Here is a 20399-nt window from a genome sequence, read left to right as displayed (position 1 = left end):
ACAGGAATGACGGGCAGTCAAGGCCGGAACGGAATTTGGCCGGAAAGGAATTTGGCCATGGTCGACGGCAAGGCGGATGCAAAAAACCAAGCCGCGCTCGACATTCTGGTCGCCGGCGCCGGCTATGTCGGCCTTGCCGCCGCCGTATCGCTGAAACAGGCGCGACCGAGCCTGGCGGTCGCTGTCGTCGACGCCGCGCCCGCCGGCATCTGGCAAAAGGATGGCCGCGCCTCGGCGATCGCCGCCGCCGCTTGCCGCATGCTCGACCAACTCGGCGTCTGGGCCGAAATCGCCCCCGAGGCGCAGGCGATCACCGAGATGATCGTCACCGATTCGCGTACTTCCGATCCGCTGCGCCCGGTGTTTCTCACTTTCGATGGCGAGGTCGCGCCTGGCGAAGCGTTTGCGCATATGGTCGCCAACAGGGATTTGAACGGCGCCTTGCGCCGGCGCGCTGAAACACTCGGCATCGACATCATCGAAGGCGTCGCCGTCAGTGCCTTCGACGTCAACGGCGCCGGCATCACCGTGCATCTTGCCGACGGCGCGACGCTGAAGGCGCGGCTGCTGATCGCCGCCGACGGCGTCAACTCGAAGCTGCGCGACATGGCCGGCATCAAGACGGTGAAATGGGACTACGGCCAGTCCGGCATCGTCTGCACCGTCGCGCATGAGCGGCCGCATAATGGCCGCGCCGAAGAGCATTTTCTGCCAGCCGGCCCGTTCGCCACGCTGCCGCTCAAGTCGGACAAGGACGGCACCAACCGCTCGTCGATCGTCTGGGTCGAGCGCTCGGAAGATGCCGAAAAACTGGTCGATAGCGACGACCTCGTCTTCGAGCACGAGCTGGAACAGCGGTTTGGCCTGAAGCTCGGCGAAATCCGCGTTGCCGACAGGCCGCGCGCCTGGCCGCTCGGCCTGACCATCGCCCGCGATTTCGTCGCGCCGCGTATTGCGCTCGCCGGCGACGCCGCCCACGGCATCCACCCGATCGCCGGCCAAGGCCTCAATCTCGGTTTTAAGGACGTCGCGGCATTGGCCGAAGTGGTGGTCGAGGCCGACCGACTCGGCCAGGATGTCGGCGCGCTCGACGTGCTCGAACGCTACCAGCAGTGGCGGCGCTTCGACACGCTGCAGATGGGCATCACCACCGATGTCCTGAACCGGCTGTTTTCCAACGACATCGGCCCGTTGCGCGCTGTCCGCGACATCGGCCTCGGTCTCGTCGAACGCATGCCGCGGCTGAAGGATTTCTTCATCCGCCAGGCGTCCGGTCTGTCCGGCGACACGCCGAAACTATTGAAAGGCGAGGCGATCTAGAGCCCTGAAGAGCGGCAAACCAATACTGCGCGTCAGGCAATTCGTTCAGTTGACCTCGAAGCCGAGTTTCTGGCGCAGCCTCAGCATCCGCTGGTCGGATATCTTCAGGGATTGCTCACCGGCCTGCGCCGCGCGGTTCACCATCTGCAGCAAATCGTTTCGCTCAGTCACACCCAGACGTTCGCGCAGGAACGGCGCCAGCTTGTCGATGACGATCGTGGCATCGTCGATCTGTGACGCCGCCCATTTGGCGTAGACCACGGCTTCATCGGTCTTCTTGGCGTCCGCAATCTCCGAAATCATCGACCGGATCGCAGCTTCGCGCTGCGGCAGGACAGGGCCGTTCTCGGAAACGATGGCCGTGATCAGCGTCGCGGCCGCCACGACCGGATCATCGATCGCCGCAGCGGTGAGAGCGCCGCCTGCTTGCGCAGTCTCTTGCGTCGAATGTTCCCTTGCACACGCCCGACGACGTCCGCGACCTCGCGCGCCGCGTCGTTCATGGCCTTCATCCGATACCACCAGAATGCCCGTGATCCCCAAACCGCAGCGACGATAGGAGAAGTGCTGCCTCGCTTCAACGCGCAAAAGTTGCGCCCGCCGAAGAAATTTTGATTCAGCCGGACGCAAACAGAATAATCGCTAATGGTGAAAACCTAAGGCTTAGGACCCGATACAGACTTCGGTTTTAGGTGGAAAGCGGAAGCTGGCCGACAGAGCGGCGAAAGTATGCTTGGTGCTGCCACGAGCTGCCCTTAATCCGAAGGTTACTCGTGACGTTTCATCATGCCCCCTCCGCGATTTTGGGGTAGATTGAAGACCTTGGCGTTCCCGTCGCCACGAACCCGGGAGAGGGCCATGGATATTGGCGCGTGGCTGCGCGATCTGGGGCTGGGACAGTACGAACAGGCGTTCCGCGAGAACGACATCGATGGCGACGTCTTAGCCGACCTCATCGCCGATGATCTGAGCGGACTAGGCGTCGTCTCGATCGGCCACCGCCGCAAGTTGCTCGCCGCCATCGCCGCCGTGCGCGCGGGCTCGCCTCCAGCCATGTCCCCATCCATCCAGCCACAGAGCACGATCTCCGCGACAGTGGCCCTGCCGTCCCCTGAGGCGGAGCGGCGCCAACTTAGTGTGATGTTCGTCGACCTCGTCGGCTCCACGGCGCTCGCCGCGCACCTGGACCCCGAGGACATGCGCGAGGTGATCGGGACCTACCACCGCCGCATTGCCGAGACGGTTGGTCGCTTCGGCGGCTTCGTCGCGAAGTACATGGGCGATGGAGTACTGGTCTATTTCGGCTGGCCCCAGGCCGACGAGGCCGAGCGCGCAGTACGCGCCGCCTTGGCCACGTTGGAAGCGGTTGGCCAGATTGCGCCCGCCGATGAGCGGTTGTCCGCACGCGTCGGCATCGCCAGTGGCCTCGCCGTCGTGGGCGACCTGCTGGGGGCTGGGGCCGCACAGGAGCAGGCTGTAATCGGCGAGACCCCGAACGTTGCCGCGCGGCTACAATCCCTCGCTGATCCTGGGTGCGCAGTGATCGACGCGGAAACACGGCGGCGCATCGGCGGCCTGTTCGAGTGCCGCGAGCTTGATGCGGTTCACCTCAAAGGGCTAACCGGCCCAGTCCGCACCTGGCAGGTGCTGGGCGAGGCCATGGTTCAGAGCCGCTTCGACGCGATGCATCCGGCCGCCCTCACGCCGCTGGTCGGGCGCGATGGCGAGCTCGATCTGCTGCTGCGCCGGTGGCATCAGGCGAAGGGCGGCGAAGGGCAGGTCGTGCTCATCGCCGGCGAGCCCGGCATCGGCAAGTCCCGCCTGATCGCTGCGCTCGAGGAGCACGTAGCTGGAGAGGTGCATCTCAAACTCAAGTACTTCTGCTCGCCCCATCACCGTGAGAGCGCCCTGCAACCGATCATCGCACGCTGGAAGAACGAGGTAGGCTTCGTGGACGGCGAGCCTGCGGAGGCTCGGCTCGACAAGCTGGAAATCCTGCTACACCCACTCGCCGCCTCGCATGAGCTGGCGCTCATTGCCGAGATGCTCGGCGTGCCGGGTGGCGAGCGGTACCCGCCACTGGCTCTCAGCCCGGAGCGCAAGAAGGAGCAGACCTTCGGGACACTGCTTCACATCCTCGATGAACGGGCCCGCCGATCCCCCGTGCTGATGCTGTTCGAGGACGTGCATTGGGCCGATCCAAGCTCGCTGGAGCTGTTGGACAGGTTGATCATGCGCTTGGTCTCGCTGCCAGTGCTGGTGGTCATCTCCTTCCGGCCGGAGTTTGAGGCGCCCTGGGTCGGGCTGGCGGGCGTGACCTTGATGGCGCTGAGTCGTCTCAGTCCGCGTCAAGCCGCGACGCTCGCCTCTCAGGTGGTCATGGGCCAAGCATTACCGGCCGGAATGCTGGATCGGATCGTGGCGCAGACCGACGGTGTGCCCCTGTTCATCGAGGAGTTGACCAAAACCGTGCTGGAGGGTGCCAGCCAGCCCGATGCTGCTGTCTCGGCGCTTCCGATCCCGAGCACTTTGCAGGCTTCATTGACCGCTCGGCTGGATCGGCTGCCGGCCGCCAAGCAGGTGGCGCAGATCGGCGCGGCACTCGGCCGGGAGTTCAACCATGAGCTGCTGGCCGCCGTGGCGGGACTACCCGAGGCAGCGTTGGCGCAGGGACTGGACGAGCTCGTCAATTCTGGTCTCGCGTTCCGGCGCGGCACGCCGCCCGAGGCGACCTACACGTTCAAGCACGCGCTCGTGCAGGACACCGCCTACGTGAGCCTCCTGCGTGGCACACGCCAGAAGTTGCACGCCCGGATCGCCCAGGTATTGGAAGAGCACTGGCCGGAAGTGGTCGAAACCCAGCCGGAGCTGCTGGCCCATCACTTTACCCAGGCGGAACTGACCGAGCGGGCTGCGGACTACTGGCAGCGGGCCGGGGAACGCACCTTCCGGCGCTCGGCCGTTGCGGAAGCCATCGGCCATCTTACCCGGAGCATTGACCTCGTGCGGACCTTGCCCGAGAGCCGCGCCCTGGCAGAGCGCGAACTTCATCTTCAGACTATGCTTGGTCAGGCGTGCATTGCCCGGTACGGCCACGCAGCACCTGAGACCGCCTCCGCTTTCGCCCGGGCGCAGGAGTTGGTAGAGGCCGTAGGCGACGTATCACAACAGTTTCCTGTGCTGTATGGGTTCTGGGCTGTCCAATTTGTACGCATGGCGCTTCCCGAGCAGCAGAAGCTGGCCAGGCAAATTCTCGCCTTGGCCGAGCTGCACCCAGACCCGGAGCGGCTGTGCTTGGCGCACCGGATGTGCGGCGCGACAGATGAGGTGGGGGGCGAGCTGCTCGCCGCCCGCGAGCACCTCGAGTGTGCCGTTGCGCTGTACGACCCGGAACGGCATGGTTCGACGGCCTTTGTTTTTGGCCAGGACCTTGGCGTGTCCGCGCTCGCCCACCTGACCTGGGTGCTGTGGCTGCTGGGCTACCCGGATCAGGCATCCCGCCGACAAGCCGAGGGATTGGCCTTAGCCCACCGGGTCGGCCATAAGAACACCCTCGGGTTTGCCCTGATGTACAGCGCGCTGGTGGGGGCTTTTGGCCGCGACGACAGCGCGGCCGCGGCGCATGCGGCGGCGTTGCTGGAGCTGGCCCGGGAACACAAGTTGGATCTATGGGCCGCCAGCGCGACGGTGGTCCAGGGCTGGGCCATGGCTCGCCACGGTCAGGAGGCCGCCGGGATAGAAGCGATCCAGCGCGGGCTTGCGGATTGGGGGAAGAGCGGCGCGGCGTGGATGCGTCCATTCTTCCTGGGCCTGCTGGCCGAGGCTTGTGCCGTCTCGGGGGACATGCAACGGGGGCTCGGTGCACTGGATGAGGCTCTGGCAGTGATCGAGGGGACAGGGGAGCGTTGGCCGGAGGCCGAACTGTATCGCTTGCGCGGGCAGCTTTTGGCAGCCCTGCCGGACGGAAGACCAGATGAGGCGAGCGCCGCATTTGAGCACGCGATCGAAATCGCCCGGCGTCAATCCGCGAAGTCCTGGGAGTTGCGTGCGGCCACCGGTCTTGCCCGGCTCTGGCGCGACCAAGGCAAGCCTGCCGATGCGCACACCCTGCTCGTGCCCGTGAATGAGTGGTTCTCCGAGGGCTTCGAGACCCCCGACCTGAGAGAGGCCAAGGCCTTTCTCGACACCCTGAGGTGACTCAAGTCAGCTCGATGTCACTAGGGGTGGAGGCAAAACTGACTGAATGCCCGCATCGGGCTCAAACCAGCCGCCTGTTATGAGGGGTCGAAACCGGAATTTCGGCTCCGGCGCGCGCCAGACGTGCTTCTGCGGCGCATTGCGGTCTTTGACGACAGCCATCAGTCGCTGGCGATCGGTCGGCGAAACGGTGAAGGATATTCCTGTGCGCATGCGACTCGCATGCGCTTCGCCAACGGAATCCAAGCAGGACTCTTATGTTAGGCCGATACCACTAGGACCCCGGCACGTTGTAAATCGCCCTGACCTCGATCGTGCCGATTTCGGCCAGCGGAATCCCGCCGGCAATCTCCAGCGCCTCGTCGATATCCCTGGCCTCGATCATGACGAAGCCGAGCAATTGCTCCTTGGTCTCGGCGAAGGGACCATCGGTAATCAGCCGCTTGCCCTTGCGCCGGCGCACGGTTTTCGAGGTTTTTACCGACTGCAGCGCCTGCGCGATGATCAGCCGGCCGCTTTGCTCCACCGACCTGTCATAGGCCAGTGAGTCGGCGTCGAGCCTGGCCAGTCTCTCCGGGCTCATTGCGTAAAGGTCTTTTTCCTCACCATAAACCAGGCAAACGTATTTCATCTCTCATCTTCCTTGTTGTGACGAACTGTTGGCAGCCAAGGTCTCAGCCGGGCTTTTTACCGCCGCATAATCGAGAAGGGATACCGCAACCCCGATCATGGCGACCGCAGCAAGCAATCGACCGAAACCGGAAGGTTGCCGATCCAACCAGTCGGCTTCCTGTTCAGCCGCCTTTCGGCCGGTGTCTCGCCAGTGAGCAGAAAACAGATTGTTCATGGTGTCCTCCATTCGGCCGCGAAACCCGTGGCCGCCCGCAGGACGGCCGAGGCAGATGGAAGTCGACATTTTTGCAGGCGGATTTTTTTGGACTGGCCATTGGCGCGAAAGCACGGGGTGGCCTTCGTGCCCGCGCGCGCTATAGTCGACCAGACGCCGACCCCGGCTCAGCCACCACATCAAGGAGGAATTCATGGACCGCACCGCAAACGCCGTCTGGAAAGGCAATCTGAAAGAGGGCAACGGCACGCTCGACACGCAGAGCGGGGCTCTGAAAGGCACGCCCTACTCGTTCAAGATGCGCTTCGAGGATGAAAGCGGCAAGTCCGGCACCAATCCGGAGGAACTCATCGCAGCGGCGCATGCCGGTTGCTTTGCCATGCAGCTTTCGCACGTCCTGGCCGAGAACGGCACCCCCGCCACCGAACTCTACGCCAAGGCCGTGGTGACGCTGGTTCCAGGCACCGGCATCACCGGCAGCGCGCTCACGCTGGTTGGCAAGGTGCCGGGCATCGATGCCGCGAAATTCCAGGAGCTGGCCGAACAGGCCAAGGCCGGGTGTCCGGTCTCGAAGGCGCTCGGCGCCATCAACGTGTCACTCGACGCCAAGCTCGGCTGAGAGCGCTCCACGTCTGTTGAAGCAGGCTCCGCCCTCATTGCCCTGCCGGGCAAAGAGCCGGCCGCCACCGCGGCACACTTCCTGCAACGCTGACAATTGGCGAAAACCGTCGAGAGCGTCCCTCTCCCCGTCACTCTACGGGGAGAGGTCGCCGGCAGGCGAGTGAGGGGCAGCGCCAACCGGTCGATAGTGGCGGCGAACAGGATTCCTAGGAGGGGGCGCTGTCCTCTCACACGGTCGTTACCGTCCGTCGCCGGTCAGCTCGTCGATGCGTGCGCGCAGCTGCGCAACCTCCTCCTCGAGTGCGCGCACCCGGCCTTCGAGATCGGACCCCGGCGAAGGCGCCTGCAAAGGCGCCGCGGCAGCGGACAGCTGCACAGGCCTGCCCAAGAGATGCACATAGCGGTCCTCACGCTGGCCGGGAGCACGATCGATCTGCTGAACGAGCGGCGGCTTGCGGCCGATCAACAGGTCGAGATTGCTGCGAAGCTCGTCGATGGAGGGCAACCGCGCCATGCGCTCAGCTCGCGCCAGCAATTCATAAGCGGTCTGCGAACCGCGCAGCAACAGCAGCCCAAGCAGCGCGATCTGCACCGAGGTCAGCGAAAAGCGCTGCGCGACGACATGCTCGTAGCGCTCGACGCGCGAGGCAAAGACCTGCCTGACCAAGCCCTTGTGCTCGAGCTGGCCAAGCGCTCGTCTCACCTCGACAAGCTCGACCGACATCACCGGCTCGCGCGCCGTCTTCTGGTTGGCGGCGGCAAGTGCCGCATTGAGCGTCAACGGGTAGATATCGGGCGTCAGTTCCTTCTTTTCGATCAGGCAACCGAGCACGCGCGCTTCGACGGGAGAGAGAATGGGGAGTTCGGAATCGGTCATCGGATGGCTATTCCTTCTGAGGCCGGCGGGACAGCGCCCCCCTCTGTCCTGCCGGACATCTCCCCCACTTGGGGGAGATTGGATGTCACCTCGGCTTTCGCCAATCTCCAACATTGCAGACGGGGCGATATCGGTGAAGCTGCCGATCTCCCCACCTGTGGGGGAGATGTCCGGCAGGACAGAGGGGGGCGCGAAGGATCACTACCGACGAGATGTTCCCTGCAGCAACCCGTCCGAAGCTAAACCCTTCTCTCCACCATCATCTTCTTGATCTCGGCGATCGCCTTGGCCGGGTTGAGGCCCTTGGGACAGGTCTGGGCGCAGTTCATGATGGTGTGGCAGCGATAGAGCCGGAACGGGTCTTCGAGATTGTCGAGCCGCTCGCCCTTGGCCTCGTCCCGGGAATCGATCAGCCAGCGATAGGCCTGCAGCAGCGTCGCCGGACCGAGATAGCGGTCGCCGTTCCACCAATAGCTCGGGCATGAGGTCGAGCAGCAGGCGCACAAGATGCATTCGTAGAGCCCGTCGAGCTTTTCGCGGTCCTCATGGCTTTGCAGCCATTCCTTGGCCGGCTCGGGCGATACCGTCTTCAGCCACGGCTCGATCGAGGCGTGCTGGGCGTAGAAATTGGTCAGGTCGGGCACCAGGTCCTTGACCACCGGCATATGCGGCAGCGGGTAGACCTTGATCGCGCCGGAAATATCGTCGCAGCCCTTGGTGCAGGCGAGCGTGTTGGAACCGTCGATATTCATGGCGCAGGAGCCGCAAATGCCCTCGCGGCAGGAGCGGCGCAGCGTCAGTGTCGGGTCGATCTTGTTCTTGATCCAGAGCAGCGCGTCGAGCACCATCGGCCCGCAATCGTCCATGTCGACGAAATAGGTGTCCATGCGCGGGTTCTCGTCATCGTCCGGCGACCAGCGGTAGATGCGGTACTCCCGCAGATTGGTAGCATTCTCCGGCTTCGGCCAGGTTTTCCCGGCCTTAATCTTCGAGTTTTTCGGAAGGGTGAGTTCGACCATTATCTCAGGTCCTTTCGGATGACGAGCTTCAGCCCGGACCAAGTCCCGTTCACGGCGGCCATCATCAATACACTCTCGCCTTGGGCGCGATCTTGGCCAGGTTGATGCCGCCGTCTGCTTCCCTGAGCAGCGGCTCGGTGTGCACCGGCCGATAGCTGAGCGACACCTCGCCGGCCTCGCTGAGCCGGGCCAGCGTGTGCTTGCGCCAGTTCGCATCGTCGCGCGCCGAAAAATCTTCCCGCGCATGCGCGCCGCGGCTCTCCTTGCGCGCCTCGGCGGCGTAGACCGTGGTGATGGCGTTGGCCATCAGGTTTTCCAGCTCCAGCGTCTCGACCAGGTCGGAGTTCCAGATCATCGAGCGGTCGAACACTTTTACGTCCTTGAGCTCGCCCCAGATCTGCGAAATGCGCTTGCAGCCGCTTTGCAGCGATTCCTGGGTGCGGAACACCGCCGCATCGTCCTGCATCGCCTTCTGCATCTTTTCGCGCAAGACCGCCGTCGGCGTCGAGCCGTTGGCGTGGCGCAGCCGGTCGAAGCGGTCCATGGTCTTGTCGACCGAGGCCTCATTGGGAGACGGGATCGCCGCGTTGCGGTCGATCACCTGGCCGGCCCGGATCGCCGCCGCGCGGCCGAACACCACCAGATCGATCAGCGAGTTGGAGCCCAGCCGGTTGGCGCCGTGGACGGAGGCGCAGCCGGCTTCGCCGACCGCCATCAGCCCGGGCGACACCTGGTCCGGGTTCAAGGCGGTGGGGTTGAGCACCTCGCCCCAGTAATTGGTCGGCACGCCGCCCATATTGTAATGGACCGTCGGCAGCACCGGGATCGGCTCCTTGGTCAGGTCGACGCCGGCAAAGATTTTTGCCGACTCCGAAATTCCAGGAAGTCGCTCGTGCAAAACGGCCGGATCGAGGTGGTCGAGGTGGAGGAAAATATGGTCCTTGTTCTTGCCGACGCCGCGTCCCTCGCGGATCTCCAGCGTCATGCAGCGCGAGACCACGTCACGCGAGGCAAGGTCCTTGGCCGACGGCGCATAACGTTCCATGAAGCGCTCGCCTTCTGAATTGACGAGATAGCCGCCTTCGCCGCGGGCGCCCTCGGTGATCAGGCAGCCGGCGCCGTAGATGCCGGTCGGGTGAAACTGCACGAACTCCATATCCTGCAGCGGCAGCCCGGCCCGCGCCGCCATGCCGCCGCCGTCGCCGGTGCAGGTGTGCGCCGAGGTCGCCGAGAAATAGGCGCGGCCATAGCCGCCGGTCGCCAGCACCACCATTTTTGCCGAAAAACGGTGGATGGTGCCGTCGTCGAGGTTCCAGGCGACGACGCCGGTGCAGGTGCCGTCCGGCTGCATGATCAGGTCGAGCGCGAAATACTCGATGAAGAACTGCGCGTTGTTCTTCAGCGACTGGCCGTAGAGCGTATGCAGGATGGCGTGGCCGGTGCGGTCGGCGGCCGCGCAGGTGCGCTGCACCGGCGGGCCGTCGCCGAAATTCATCATATGGCCGCCGAACGGCCGCTGGTAGATCTTGCCCTCTTCGGTGCGCGAGAACGGCACGCCGTAATGCTCGAGCTCGTAGACGGCGGCGGGTGCTTCGCGCACCAGATATTCCATGGCGTCGACGTCGCCGAGCCAGTCCGATCCTTTCACGGTGTCGTACATGTGCCACTGCCAGGAATCGGGGCCCATGTTGGACAGCGAGGCGGCGATGCCGCCCTGAGCGGCGACAGTGTGCGACCGCGTCGGGAAAACCTTGGTGATGCAGGCGGTGCGCAGGCCCTGTTCGGCCATGCCGAGCGTGGCGCGCAGGCCGGCGCCGCCGGCGCCGACGACAACCACGTCGAATTTGTGATCGACATAGCTGTAGGCGGCGGACGCCGTGTTGGCGTTGTTCGCGTCCTTGGCCAAATTTCAGCCTCCAAATGCCAGTTTGAGCAGGGCGAAGATCGAGGCGACGCCGACCACTATGGGAAAGAATGTGTTGAGCGCGAGCAGCGCCAGCCTCATGCCCTCGCCATGCACATAATCCTCGATGATCGCCTGCATGCCGAGCCGCATATGGTAGAGCCCGGACAACAGCACCAGGGCCAGGACCAGCGCCACGAACGGGTTGGCAAGTGCGGCGCGCACTTGCGCATAGCCGGCGCCGTTCAGCGCGATCAGAAAGCCGACGAAGAACAGGATCAGCGGAATGTTGGCTATCGCCGTCAGGCGCTGGCGCCAGAAATGCTCCGTGCCCTCGCGGGCGGAGCCGAGGCCGCGGACCTTTGCCAGCGGGGTGCGCATGTCGGTGTTATGGTGGCTCACGATCAGGCTCCCCGCGCCATGTAGCCGGCGATCCAGATCAGCAGCGTCAGTACGATCGAGCCGGCCAGCGTCGCCCAGGCGACCCTGGAGGCGGTGTCCTTTTCAAGACCAGCCCCGGTGTCCCAGATCAGATGGCGCACGCCGCCCAGCATGTGGTGCATCAGCGCCCAGGTATAGAACAACAGCACCAGCCGCCCCAGCCAGGAGCCGAAGGCCCAGTTGACGGCGTCGAAGGTGGACTGCGAGCTCGCCGCCGCCATCAGCCACAGCGCGACCAGCAGCGTGCCGAAATAGAGCGCGCCACCGGTGATGCGATGGATAATCGACATCGTCATCGTGATCGGCGGTCGATAGACGGTCAGATGCGGCGACAGCGGCCGTTCACGTCTGGCAAATTCGCGGGTGGCTGGTGATTTGCTCATGGCTCCCCCAGTTCGGCGTCTCTGGAGCCCCAGGTGGAAATGCGGCTTTACCGCTTCCGGTTGCGACTTTGGACAGCCCGGTTTCTAATGCTCTTTTTGCACCGCGTCAAAGCCGGAAAATCGTTTCGAAAACGTAATTTAGTCTGACAAAAGGCAGTGTTTGGCTTCAATCGATTAGGGCGCGACCCTAAGCCGGCGCAACGTTCGCTGCGATGCAACATATTTGCCCGGCTTAGGCGTTCAGGGTGTGTTGAGATTCACGTCAGGCTGAGTCGAAAATGGTGGATGCCGAGAACCGGAGCGTAGCGTACTTTCGGTTACGTGAGCATCGGAAGCGCAGGGAGCCACCATCTGCAGGCCGGCCTCACCTGAACACGCCCGGTCAGCGGGTGCAGGTCAGCGGGGTGGCGCCGCCCTTCATCACCAGCGCGTCGCGCCCGTCGATCACGATTGCGTCATGCTCCGCGCCGAAGCGGCTGTTTTGATTGGCTGGGGAGGCCGGCAGGTCCTCGCTGGCGCCGTCCGGGCCAAGCACCCGCACCGAGGTGCCGAGATTTTCGATGGTGATCCTGGCGCCATCGGCGCAAGTGTAGGTCGCGCTGCGCGGCTGCGGTGAATCGGCGAGCGGATTTCCGGCCTTCGGCGCATTACAGGCAATTGTGGTCAGCAATGGACAAAGGGCCAGGTCACCCGAAACGTCCGGCCTAACGCCATGTGCTGTCTCCCTATGCGTCAATCCAGAGCGACGCTTTGCCAAGATCACCGAAGTCGCGCTCGGCGCCGGCCGCGATGGTGGTAGCAAGCATGGCCGAAAGATGGCCGCGGATATTAACCATGTTTGCCGAGACCTGACGGCCAACGGGGTTGGCATCTTAACAAAGGTTAAGAAATAGTTAATTTATGATTCGAGCAACTCTCGGCCTCTGACAAATGGGGATGCCATGCGTTCGAATTCAGGCAGATCGCGCCTTCCGGCGCCCGTCTCGATGGCCGTCGTCCTGGTGGCGGTGGCCATTGGCTTGGCAGCACCGGTACGCGCCGGTACACGCGACCGCGTCTATGCCGATTCCTTCGGCAATCTCGTCATCGAGAGCGCCGCCGGCTACAAGCGCATCCTCGTTGGCGAAGGCAACCTGGCCAAGGAACTGTCGGACTACACCGGTGCCGGCCGACCCAGAATCTATGAAAACGACGCGGATGACGTCAGCAGCCGCGACTGCTACAGGCCGCCGGTTTTCGTCAAGGGCCGCAGTTATATGTACGGCCTTTCCGACGGCGAGATGCCGGAGCTTAGCCCCTGCCGCTGATCTTCGGCCCGGCATTGGCGACAACCGGCTGCCGGGCGGCGATTGATCCTATCGAGATCCGCACGCAATTGCGTCCGCTGCCTTTCGCTTGATAGAGCGCTTCGTCGGCGCGCCGCAGCAGGTCGGAAAAACCCTCGGCCGGGTGGAGCTCGGCAACGCCGAAGCTGGCGGTGCAACGATGGTTCGCCGGCAGACAGTCGATCGGCAACGCCCCGAAAGCGCTGCGCGTGCCTTCGGCGAAGAGCCGCGCGGCGGCGAGGTTGGTTCCCGGCAGGATGATGGCGAATTCCTCACCACCGATGCGGCCGGCGACGTGATGCTCGGCGGCCGCATCACGCAGGAAGCCGGCAAAGGCCTCGATGACCCGGTCGCCGGATGCGTGGCCGAAACTGTCGTTGATGCTCTTGAAATGGTCGAGGTCGGCGATGACCAGCGCGACCGGAATACCCCTGCGCACGGCGTCACGCATGGCGAGCTCGGCATGACGCTCGAAGCCGCCTCGGTTGAGCAGCCTCGACAGCGTGTCCGTCTCCGACTTCGAGGTCGCTTCGGCGAGCACGTCGCGGACCAGAATGATCAGCATGAGAAGCGCGATTGTCATGCCGAATACCGTGCCGAGCGATTGCGACACCAGGGCGTAGTTGCTCTGCAGGTAGGCCTGCGGATTGACGCCCCAGCCGCCCAATGCATGGGCGATAAACGGCTTGCTCACGAACTGCATGGCGCTGGCCGCCAGAACGGCCATCAGCGCATGGTCGAGCCAGTCGCGTCTTTGCCTCGACGACCAGACGATGCCGACGCCGACGAACTGCATGGCGGCATAGGGAAGCTGGTAGGCCATCATGCGGGCAAGCGACTGGCGCGGCAGATCCTGCACGAAATACACTGCCACGGTGGCCGCCAACAGGAAGACGAGCATCGGCCCCCAGGGCGGCGCCACGCCGTATTTGTGGGCAAGCCCGCCATTGAAGGCGATGGTGGCGCCCAGGAAAACCGCGAAGCCCGCGACGACTGCGGGTCGCGCATTGTCGAAGACCGGAATGCAGAACTCGATAGCGAAATAGGCCATCCCGAGGAGATAACCGACCACCAGACAGCGCGCCGGCGCGCACGCCGCATCGTTGAACGATATGGTCATGAAGGCAGCCGCCAGCAGGCCGGCGACGAGCAGGTTGATTGCAAGGATGAACTCTGCGCCGCCGCCCATGTGGTCTTTCGCACTCCCCGGCGCCAGCAGATCACGAACGGGCGAAAAAGACGTTAACGTGAGGCTGATAATCAGCCGGCTTTGAGCGGACACGTCGGAACGCTCGCGGTCCAATTACCGTCCCGCTTTTTTTGCTTTTTCGGTCAATCAATTGCCGTGCGCGGTTCTTTTGCGACTGCCAAACCCATAGCCGATCATCAAGAGCAAAACCGTCGCCGCGGTGAAAATGCCAAGTCTGGTCTTTGCCGTTGAAAATCCCGCAAGTCTGCCGCGTGCCTCGGTCGTGAAGGACCCGTGGGTCTTGTGGAGCCCTTTGACCGGGTGGAAAAGATTATCATCGCGTGCAGATGATGGCTTGGTACGCCGGACCTGGCCCTTGTAAGCCGCACTAGCCAGATAGCGGTCCAGCAAGCCTGGGGCAAACATGTTTCCGATGATGGCAAAAAGGGTGCTGAAACCCAACCAGTATTCGCGGGCGGGATCGCGCGCGGCGCGGATGACATTCTCGGCCACGATTTCCGGCTGGAAAACGGGGGCCATAGGGCGAGGTTCACGGCCCGTATGCGTGCGCGCCCAATCGAATTGGGGCGTATCGACCGCCGGCAATTCGACTATCGTGACCCGTATATCGCTGTGATCGTGAATGAGTTCGGTGCGAAGAGATTCGCTGAAGCCGCGAAGTGCATGCTTGGCGCCGCAATACGCGGCCTGCAACGGAATGCCACGATAGGCCAGCGCGGATCCGATTTGCAGGATCGTACCGCGGTTGCGCGGTTTCATGTGCCGCAGCGCCGCCATCGTCCCATGGACGGAACCGAGATAGGTCACCTCGGTTACGCGGCGGAATTCTGCGGGACTTATTTCCTCCACAGGTGAGAAAACAGTCGCCATCGCATTGTTGATCCAAAGCTCGATCGGCCCCAGTGTTGACTCGATCTCGTCGGCCGCCGCAACTACTTTGGCCGCGTCGGAAACATCGGCGGCTATGGCGAGTGCCTCGCCGCCCCTGCCTTCGATTTCCGCCTTCAGCTGGCTCAGAGCAGGTTTGTGGCGCGCGATCAGAGCGACCTTCGCGCCCTCTCGTGCGAGGCGCAGCGCAACAGCGCGTCCGACACCGGCAGAAGCGCCGGTGACCACCGCTGTCTTTCCGCGATATTCAATCTGACGGCGCCGAGTTGGTATTGGCAAGGCTAAACCGCCGGTCCTTCGAGCCCGCTTCTCTCGTGCGACTTCCACAGGTACCAGCCGAGGACGGTACCGAAGAAGAATGTGTGGGCAATGAACTGCACGACCGGGCTTGCTTGCAGGAACCAAGGGAATGCGATTGGCGCGATCACATAGAAATTGACCAGCCACAAGGCGAGGCCAAAGATGCTGCCGACAACAATGAAGGTGGCTTGCCCGCGCAGCATTGCGGCAATCTCCCCGAACACGATCCCATAGGCGATGGCCAGGATTAAATGCACGATCACCCCGGCGATGCCGGCCGTCAGGAGCGGGTAGCCGGGATCGAGAGCTTCCGGTCCAAGCGCGATGGCGCCGATCATGCGCAGCGGCATGAAGAACGCTTCCGCCCCCATCATGAACGCACTCGCCGCCATTTCGAACGCCGCAAAGACGATGCCTGCAACGATACCTGCAACGGCCCCCTGCTGCAGTCCCCAGCGGATGTCGCGCGGCGTCACCGGCGTATGGATGTAATCACGGTAAGCCATAACCCTGCTCCCTGTTCTGGACGCAGATTCCTCCGTAAAATCAATGCCGGGAACGCGTCGGCGGTTCCGGATGTCCGCTACAATTCACGGGGATTTGATTGAAGTTGATGTTTCTCAAGCCGAGCGGGCGCTACATGCAGCGTGCGGAGCCAAACGGTATGCCTGCTGAATCGCCCGACCACAGCCTGGTCCGCCTGCGGGTACGGCCGGAAACGATCTATGTGAGCAAAGGCCGAACAGTTCTGGCGACCGGACGCGACGGTTTTTTCGACAACGGTTCCGATCAAGGCCTGTTTGTCCACCAGACACGGCTCCTTTCTCGCTACCGTTATCTGATCAACGGCCGTCCGCCGTACCCTGTCTCGGTTTCTAACGTGGCTCAGCACTCCTGGCTTGGCTACTACATCGCTCCGGTTCCGAAGGCGGCCAAGCGGCGCCCGACCATTTCCGAGATTGCGCAGGAGTCCATCGAGCTGCGCCTGTCGCGCTATGTCGGCGAGGGCCTGCACGAGGATGTCGATCTGGTGAATTTCACACAGGAAAAAGTCCAGTTCATGCTCGAGCTTGATCTGGACGCCGATTTCGCCGACCAGGACGAAACGCACGGTAACCGCCGACAGAGCGGCCGGCAGACCTGCAAGTGGATGGAAGGTGAAGAGCTTTCCGAGTTGATCTTCGAATATCACGCGCGCCATGGCTATGATCATCAAAATGAGAAGGGGACTGCGTCAATCCGGCGAGGTGTCAGGCTCCGCTTCTCGAACGCCACCATGCCGCCCCGATACAGGAACGGGCGCATCGCCTTCGATGTCGGCCTTGCTCCTCATGAGCGCTGGCATTGCTGCATCGATATCATTCCAGTGATGGAAGGTCGGGATCTCCTTTCGAGCTATCGGTGCCGGTCCTTTTCGCCGCAGGCCAATGACTATGATCGCCGCACGCAACGTTTTCTGAGCGATGCGCCGCGTTTTTCCAGCCCCGAAAGCACGACACTGGCGAATGTGGTGATCGGAGCGCTCGAGCAGGCCAAGCGGGATTTGGACGCGTTGCGCCTGTACGATCTCGATTGCGCGGAGCGAGCATGGACGACGGCAGCGGGGCTGCCGGTCTATATCGCGCTGTTCGGCCGCGATACGCTCACAGTTGCCTGGGAGGCTGCGCCGGTTACGACCGATATCATGCGCGGAACCTTGCCCGTGCTCGCCGGATTGCAGGGGAAAGAGATCAACGACTGGCGCGACGAACAGCCGGGCCGCATGCTGCATGAAGCCCATACCGGCCCGCTCGCCAGTCTCAACTACACGCCCAAAGCACGGTACTACGGATCGATCACGACCTCCGGCTTCTATCCTTTCGTGGCGGCGCAGCTATGGCACTGGACAGGCGACAAGAATCTCGTACGCCCATACGTCGACCCTGCGATTGCGGCTCTCAAATGGCTGGATGCGTTCTGCGATCACGACAAGGATGGCTTCTGCGAATACAAAACGCGTTCCGAACTCGGGCTCGAGAACCAAGCCTGGAAGGACTCGAGCGACGCAATCGTCTACGAAGATGGCTCCCAAGTGCGGAAGCCAATCGCGACCTGCGAGGAGCAGGGAATTGTCTACGCCGCCAAAATGAATCTCGCCGAGGTCTTATGGTGGTTCGATCGCGGAGACGAAGCAAAGTACCTGTACGAAAGCGCGAAGGAACTCAAGAAGCGGTTCAGCGAAGCCTTCTGGATGGAGAGCGAGGGTTTCTTCGCGATGGCGCTCGACCCCGATAGACGCCAAGTCAGCTCGATCGGCTCCAACGCCCTGCACTGCGTCGCAACCGGCATCGCCGACACGGCACTGGTGCCGCGCACGTTGAAGCGGCTGTTTGCCGAAGACATGTTCACCGGCTGGGGCGTGCGAACCCTTTCGTCACAACATCCGGCTTTCAATCCCTACTCCTATCACCGTGGCACCGTCTGGCCCGTCGAGCACGGTCCGTTCGCCATTGGTGCTTATCGATATGGGTGCCATGATTATGTCGAGCGGGTATGCCGTTCGCAGTTCGAAACCGCTGCGCTTTTCGACTTTTTTCGCTTGCCGGAGTGTATTGCCGGGCACCAGCGCGATCAGGATCATCCATTTCCAGCGGTCTATCCGGCCGCCAATTCGCCGCAGGCGTGGTCGACGACCACCGTCTATACGCTCCTTCAGGCGCTGCTGGGCCTGCAGCCCTTCGCGCCGCTCCGGATGCTGTTCGTCGATCCTCATCTGCCGGCCTGGCTGCCCGAGATCACGACCTCGGATCTCCGTGTCGCAAATGCGATCGTCACCATCCGATTTTTTCGCAAATCGAATGGAAGCAGCGATTACAAGGTGCTGGAAAAACGTGGCTGGCTGCACGTGGTTCGCCAACCCAGCCCCTGGTCGCTTACGGCAAGCTATAGCGAGCGCGCCAAGGACATCCTCATGAGTCTGGCACCAGGCCATTGAAATGGCATTACGATCACCGCCCGGCCCGGCAAACCTTTCGGGCTCGTCGGGTTAAGCAGCCCTATCAGCAGACCGGTGTCCAAAGGACCGTGCGCCACGCTTGCGTCAGGGAGACCTTAGAGCGGAAGCCCAAACAAGCGGTTAAGCGGATCGAATATGCGCGACGTCGCCCATGAAGCTGCACGGAACTTGAAACCGCGATCGGCGTTTTCCAGCAGCAATCGATGGAGACGCTTTCATGGCCGATACAATCATGCTGACCGACCACGAGGCAATTCGCTCTTGGGCCGCGTCACGTGCCGGATTTCCGGCAATCGTCGATGTATCGCCCGAAACAGGCACGCAAGCCATGCTGAGGCTGGTTTTCGGCCAGCATGCCTATCAGGACCAGGACCAGGCCGAACGCCCGGCCAACGCCGGTGGCTACGAACTGGTCGAATGGGACGAATGGTTCAAGCTTTTCGACGAACGCCAGCTGGCGCTCGTTGTGGCAAAGGATCAACCCGGCCGCCGTGAGCAATTCCACGAATTCGTCAGGCGCCCCGGCTGAAAGAAACGGCCCGAATCGCGTCGCGGCTCGGGCCTGGCATGCACTCATATACGGACTGTGGCAGCCCTGAACTATTTCCACTCGCGGATGTCGACGAAATGGCCGGCGATCGCCGCCGCCGCCGCCATCGCCGGCGACACCAGATGGGTGCGGCCCTTAAAACCCTGACGGCCCTCGAAATTGCGGTTCGAGGTCGAGGCGCAGCGCTCATGCGGCTTCAGCCGGTCGTCGTTCATGGCAAGGCACATCGAGCAGCCCGGCTCGCGCCAGTCGAAACCGGCGGCGACAAAGATCTTGTCGAGACCTTCGGCCTCCGCCTGCTCCTTAACTAGGCCGGAGCCCGGAACGATCATCGCATCGACATGAGGGCTGACTTTCTTGCCTTCGACAACCTTTGCGACGGCGCGCAGATCCTCGATGCGGCCGTTGGTACAGGAGCCGATAAAGACGCGGTCGAGCGCGATGTCGGTGATCTTGGTGCCTGGGGTCAGGCCCATATAGTCGAGCGCGCGCTGCTTGGACGTACGCTTGTTCTCGTCGGCGATATCGTCGGGGTTCGGCACGATGCCCTGGACCGAGACGACGTCCTCGGGCGAGGAACCCCAGGAGACGATCGGCGGCAGTTTCGCCGCGTCGAGCACGACCACCTTGTCGAAATGCGCGCCCTCGTCGGATTGCAGCGTCTTCCAGTAGGCAAGTGCTGCGTCCCACGCCTCGCCCTTCGGCGCGCGCGGCTTGTCCTTGACATAGGCAAAGGTGGTTTCGTCAGGTGCGATCAGGCCGGCCCGGGCGCCGCCCTCGATCGACATGTTACAGATAGTCATGCGGCCTTCCATGGACAGCGCACGGATCGCCTCGCCGGCATATTCGATGACGTAGCCGGTGCCGCCGGCAGTGCCGATCTCGCCGATGATCGCCAAGATGATGTCCTTGGCGGTGACGCCTTCCGGCAGCACGCCGTCGACGCGCACCAGCATGTTCCTGGCCTTGCGCTGGATCAGCGTCTGCGTGGCCAACACATGCTCGACTTCCGAAGTGCCGATGCCATGCGCCAACGCGCCGAAAGCACCGTGCGTCGAGGTGTGGCTGTCGCCGCAGACAATGGTCATGCCAGGCAGCGTAAAGCCCTGCTCCGGACCGATGATGTGGACGATGCCCTGGCGGATATCCTTCTCGGAATAGTATTCGACGCCAAAATCCTTGGCGTTCTTGGCCAGTGCCTCGACCTGGATGCGGCTTTCCTCATTCTTGATGCCGAACTTGCGCTCGGGCGAGGTCGGTACATTGTGGTCGACGACGGCCAGCGTCTTTTCCGGATGTCGGACCTTTCTGCCGGTCATGCGCAGGCCTTCAAAGGCCTGTGGGCTGGTCACTTCGTGGACGAGGTGACGGTCGACATAGAGCAGGCAGGTGCCGTCGTCCTGGCGGTCGACGACATGGTCGTCGAATATCTTGTCGTAGAGGGTGCGCGGTGCGCTCATGTGCGTAAATCCGTCGATATGAAAATGGGAAGGGGACAAACGCCGGCTAGCCGGCGAACGCGG

General features: G+C 63.0%; 20 protein-coding genes. 6 read left to right on the top strand and 14 right to left on the bottom strand.

Annotation, left to right across the window (positions count from 1 at the left end):
- The first annotated feature begins 57 nt into the window (after positions 1-57).
- A complete protein-coding gene (locus tag JG739_RS04175; protein ID WP_202365378.1) occupies positions 58-1320 on the top strand; it encodes a ubiquinone biosynthesis hydroxylase in 1263 nt (420 codons plus the stop codon).
- A 45-nt stretch (positions 1321-1365) separates the two neighbouring features.
- Here the strand turns inward: JG739_RS04175 and JG739_RS04170 are convergent, their stop codons facing one another.
- Positions 1366-1704, bottom strand: a complete 339-nt coding sequence (locus JG739_RS04170) for a hypothetical protein (RefSeq protein ID WP_244749686.1) — start codon at positions 1702-1704, stop codon at positions 1366-1368.
- On the bottom strand, positions 1686-1823 hold the full coding sequence (locus JG739_RS35210) for a hypothetical protein (protein ID WP_244749685.1): 138 nt from the start codon (positions 1821-1823) through the stop codon (positions 1686-1688). The genes JG739_RS04170 and JG739_RS35210 overlap by 19 nt, the downstream gene beginning before the upstream one ends.
- A gap of 355 nt (positions 1824-2178) precedes the next feature.
- Between JG739_RS35210 and JG739_RS04165 the strand changes: the two genes are divergently transcribed.
- On the top strand, positions 2179-5517 hold the full coding sequence (locus JG739_RS04165; protein ID WP_202365377.1) for an adenylate/guanylate cyclase domain-containing protein: 3339 nt from the start codon (positions 2179-2181) through the stop codon (positions 5515-5517).
- Between the two features lie 274 nt (positions 5518-5791).
- On the opposite strand, the gene JG739_RS04160 is transcribed toward JG739_RS04165, so the two are convergent.
- Positions 5792-6148, bottom strand: coding sequence for a YciI family protein (locus tag JG739_RS04160; protein WP_202365376.1), 357 nt, complete (start codon positions 6146-6148; stop codon positions 5792-5794).
- 3 nt (positions 6149-6151) lie between these two features.
- Complete coding sequence (locus tag JG739_RS04155; RefSeq protein ID WP_202365375.1) at positions 6152-6364, bottom strand: hypothetical protein; 213 nt, start codon at positions 6362-6364, stop codon at positions 6152-6154.
- A gap of 193 nt (positions 6365-6557) precedes the next feature.
- Here JG739_RS04155 and JG739_RS04150 point away from each other — a divergent pair, with 193 nt between their 5' ends.
- Positions 6558-6983 (top strand): OsmC family protein, encoded by a 426-nt coding sequence (locus JG739_RS04150; RefSeq protein WP_202365374.1) that lies wholly within the window; start codon positions 6558-6560, stop codon positions 6981-6983.
- Between the two features lie 240 nt (positions 6984-7223).
- Here the strand turns inward: JG739_RS04150 and JG739_RS04145 are convergent, their stop codons facing one another.
- The 6 genes from JG739_RS04145 to JG739_RS04120 form a co-directional block, all read right to left on the bottom strand.
- On the bottom strand, positions 7224-7862 hold the full coding sequence (locus tag JG739_RS04145; protein ID WP_202365373.1) for a YceH family protein: 639 nt from the start codon (positions 7860-7862) through the stop codon (positions 7224-7226).
- Between the two features lie 239 nt (positions 7863-8101).
- On the bottom strand, positions 8102-8881 hold the full coding sequence (locus tag JG739_RS04140) for a succinate dehydrogenase iron-sulfur subunit (protein WP_202365372.1): 780 nt from the start codon (positions 8879-8881) through the stop codon (positions 8102-8104).
- A gap of 64 nt (positions 8882-8945) precedes the next feature.
- Complete coding sequence (gene sdhA, locus JG739_RS04135; protein WP_202365371.1) at positions 8946-10787, bottom strand: succinate dehydrogenase flavoprotein subunit; 1842 nt, start codon at positions 10785-10787, stop codon at positions 8946-8948.
- Between the two features lie 3 nt (positions 10788-10790).
- The gene (sdhD, locus tag JG739_RS04130; protein WP_370463441.1) at positions 10791-11165 is read right to left on the bottom strand and encodes a succinate dehydrogenase, hydrophobic membrane anchor protein; all 375 of its coding nucleotides are present in this window, start codon (positions 11163-11165) and stop codon (positions 10791-10793) included.
- A gap of 23 nt (positions 11166-11188) precedes the next feature.
- Entirely contained in the window at positions 11189-11608 is a 420-nt protein-coding gene (gene sdhC, locus JG739_RS04125) for a succinate dehydrogenase, cytochrome b556 subunit (RefSeq protein ID WP_077380892.1), read from the bottom strand.
- A 382-nt stretch (positions 11609-11990) separates the two neighbouring features.
- The gene (locus JG739_RS04120; protein ID WP_244749682.1) at positions 11991-12278 is read right to left on the bottom strand and encodes a hypothetical protein; all 288 of its coding nucleotides are present in this window, start codon (positions 12276-12278) and stop codon (positions 11991-11993) included.
- Positions 12279-12549: 271 nt separating this feature from the next.
- On the opposite strand from JG739_RS04120, the gene JG739_RS04115 reads away from it, so the two are divergent.
- A complete protein-coding gene (locus JG739_RS04115; protein WP_202365369.1) occupies positions 12550-12915 on the top strand; it encodes a hypothetical protein in 366 nt (121 codons plus the stop codon).
- Here JG739_RS04115 and JG739_RS04110 read toward each other — a convergent pair.
- The 3 genes from JG739_RS04110 to JG739_RS04100 form a co-directional block, all read right to left on the bottom strand.
- The gene (locus JG739_RS04110) at positions 12899-14122 is read right to left on the bottom strand and encodes a GGDEF domain-containing protein (RefSeq protein ID WP_202365368.1); all 1224 of its coding nucleotides are present in this window, start codon (positions 14120-14122) and stop codon (positions 12899-12901) included. The two genes, JG739_RS04115 and JG739_RS04110, sit on opposite strands and share 17 nt — an antisense overlap.
- A 147-nt stretch (positions 14123-14269) precedes the next feature.
- Positions 14270-15259, bottom strand: a complete 990-nt coding sequence (locus JG739_RS04105) for an SDR family oxidoreductase (protein WP_244749681.1) — start codon at positions 15257-15259, stop codon at positions 14270-14272.
- 53 nt (positions 15260-15312) lie between these two features.
- Positions 15313-15837, bottom strand: coding sequence for a hypothetical protein (locus JG739_RS04100; RefSeq protein ID WP_202365367.1), 525 nt, complete (start codon positions 15835-15837; stop codon positions 15313-15315).
- Positions 15838-15944: 107 nt separating this feature from the next.
- Between JG739_RS04100 and JG739_RS04095 the strand changes: the two genes are divergently transcribed.
- Positions 15945-18305, top strand: a complete 2361-nt coding sequence (locus JG739_RS04095; protein ID WP_244749923.1) for an amylo-alpha-1,6-glucosidase — start codon at positions 15945-15947, stop codon at positions 18303-18305.
- A gap of 238 nt (positions 18306-18543) precedes the next feature.
- The gene (locus JG739_RS04090; protein WP_095495597.1) at positions 18544-18855 is read left to right on the top strand and encodes a hypothetical protein; all 312 of its coding nucleotides are present in this window, start codon (positions 18544-18546) and stop codon (positions 18853-18855) included.
- Between the two features lie 71 nt (positions 18856-18926).
- On the opposite strand, the gene leuC is transcribed toward JG739_RS04090, so the two are convergent.
- The gene (leuC, locus tag JG739_RS04085; RefSeq protein ID WP_202365366.1) at positions 18927-20336 is read right to left on the bottom strand and encodes a 3-isopropylmalate dehydratase large subunit; all 1410 of its coding nucleotides are present in this window, start codon (positions 20334-20336) and stop codon (positions 18927-18929) included.
- Positions 20337-20399: the final 63 nt, after the last annotated feature.

This window comes from Mesorhizobium sp. L-2-11, assembly GCF_016756595.1.
Taxonomy (GTDB): domain Bacteria; phylum Pseudomonadota; class Alphaproteobacteria; order Rhizobiales; family Rhizobiaceae; genus Mesorhizobium.
Note: the sequence above shows the minus strand (reverse complement) of the source record. Positions and strands in the feature narration are given on the sequence as shown.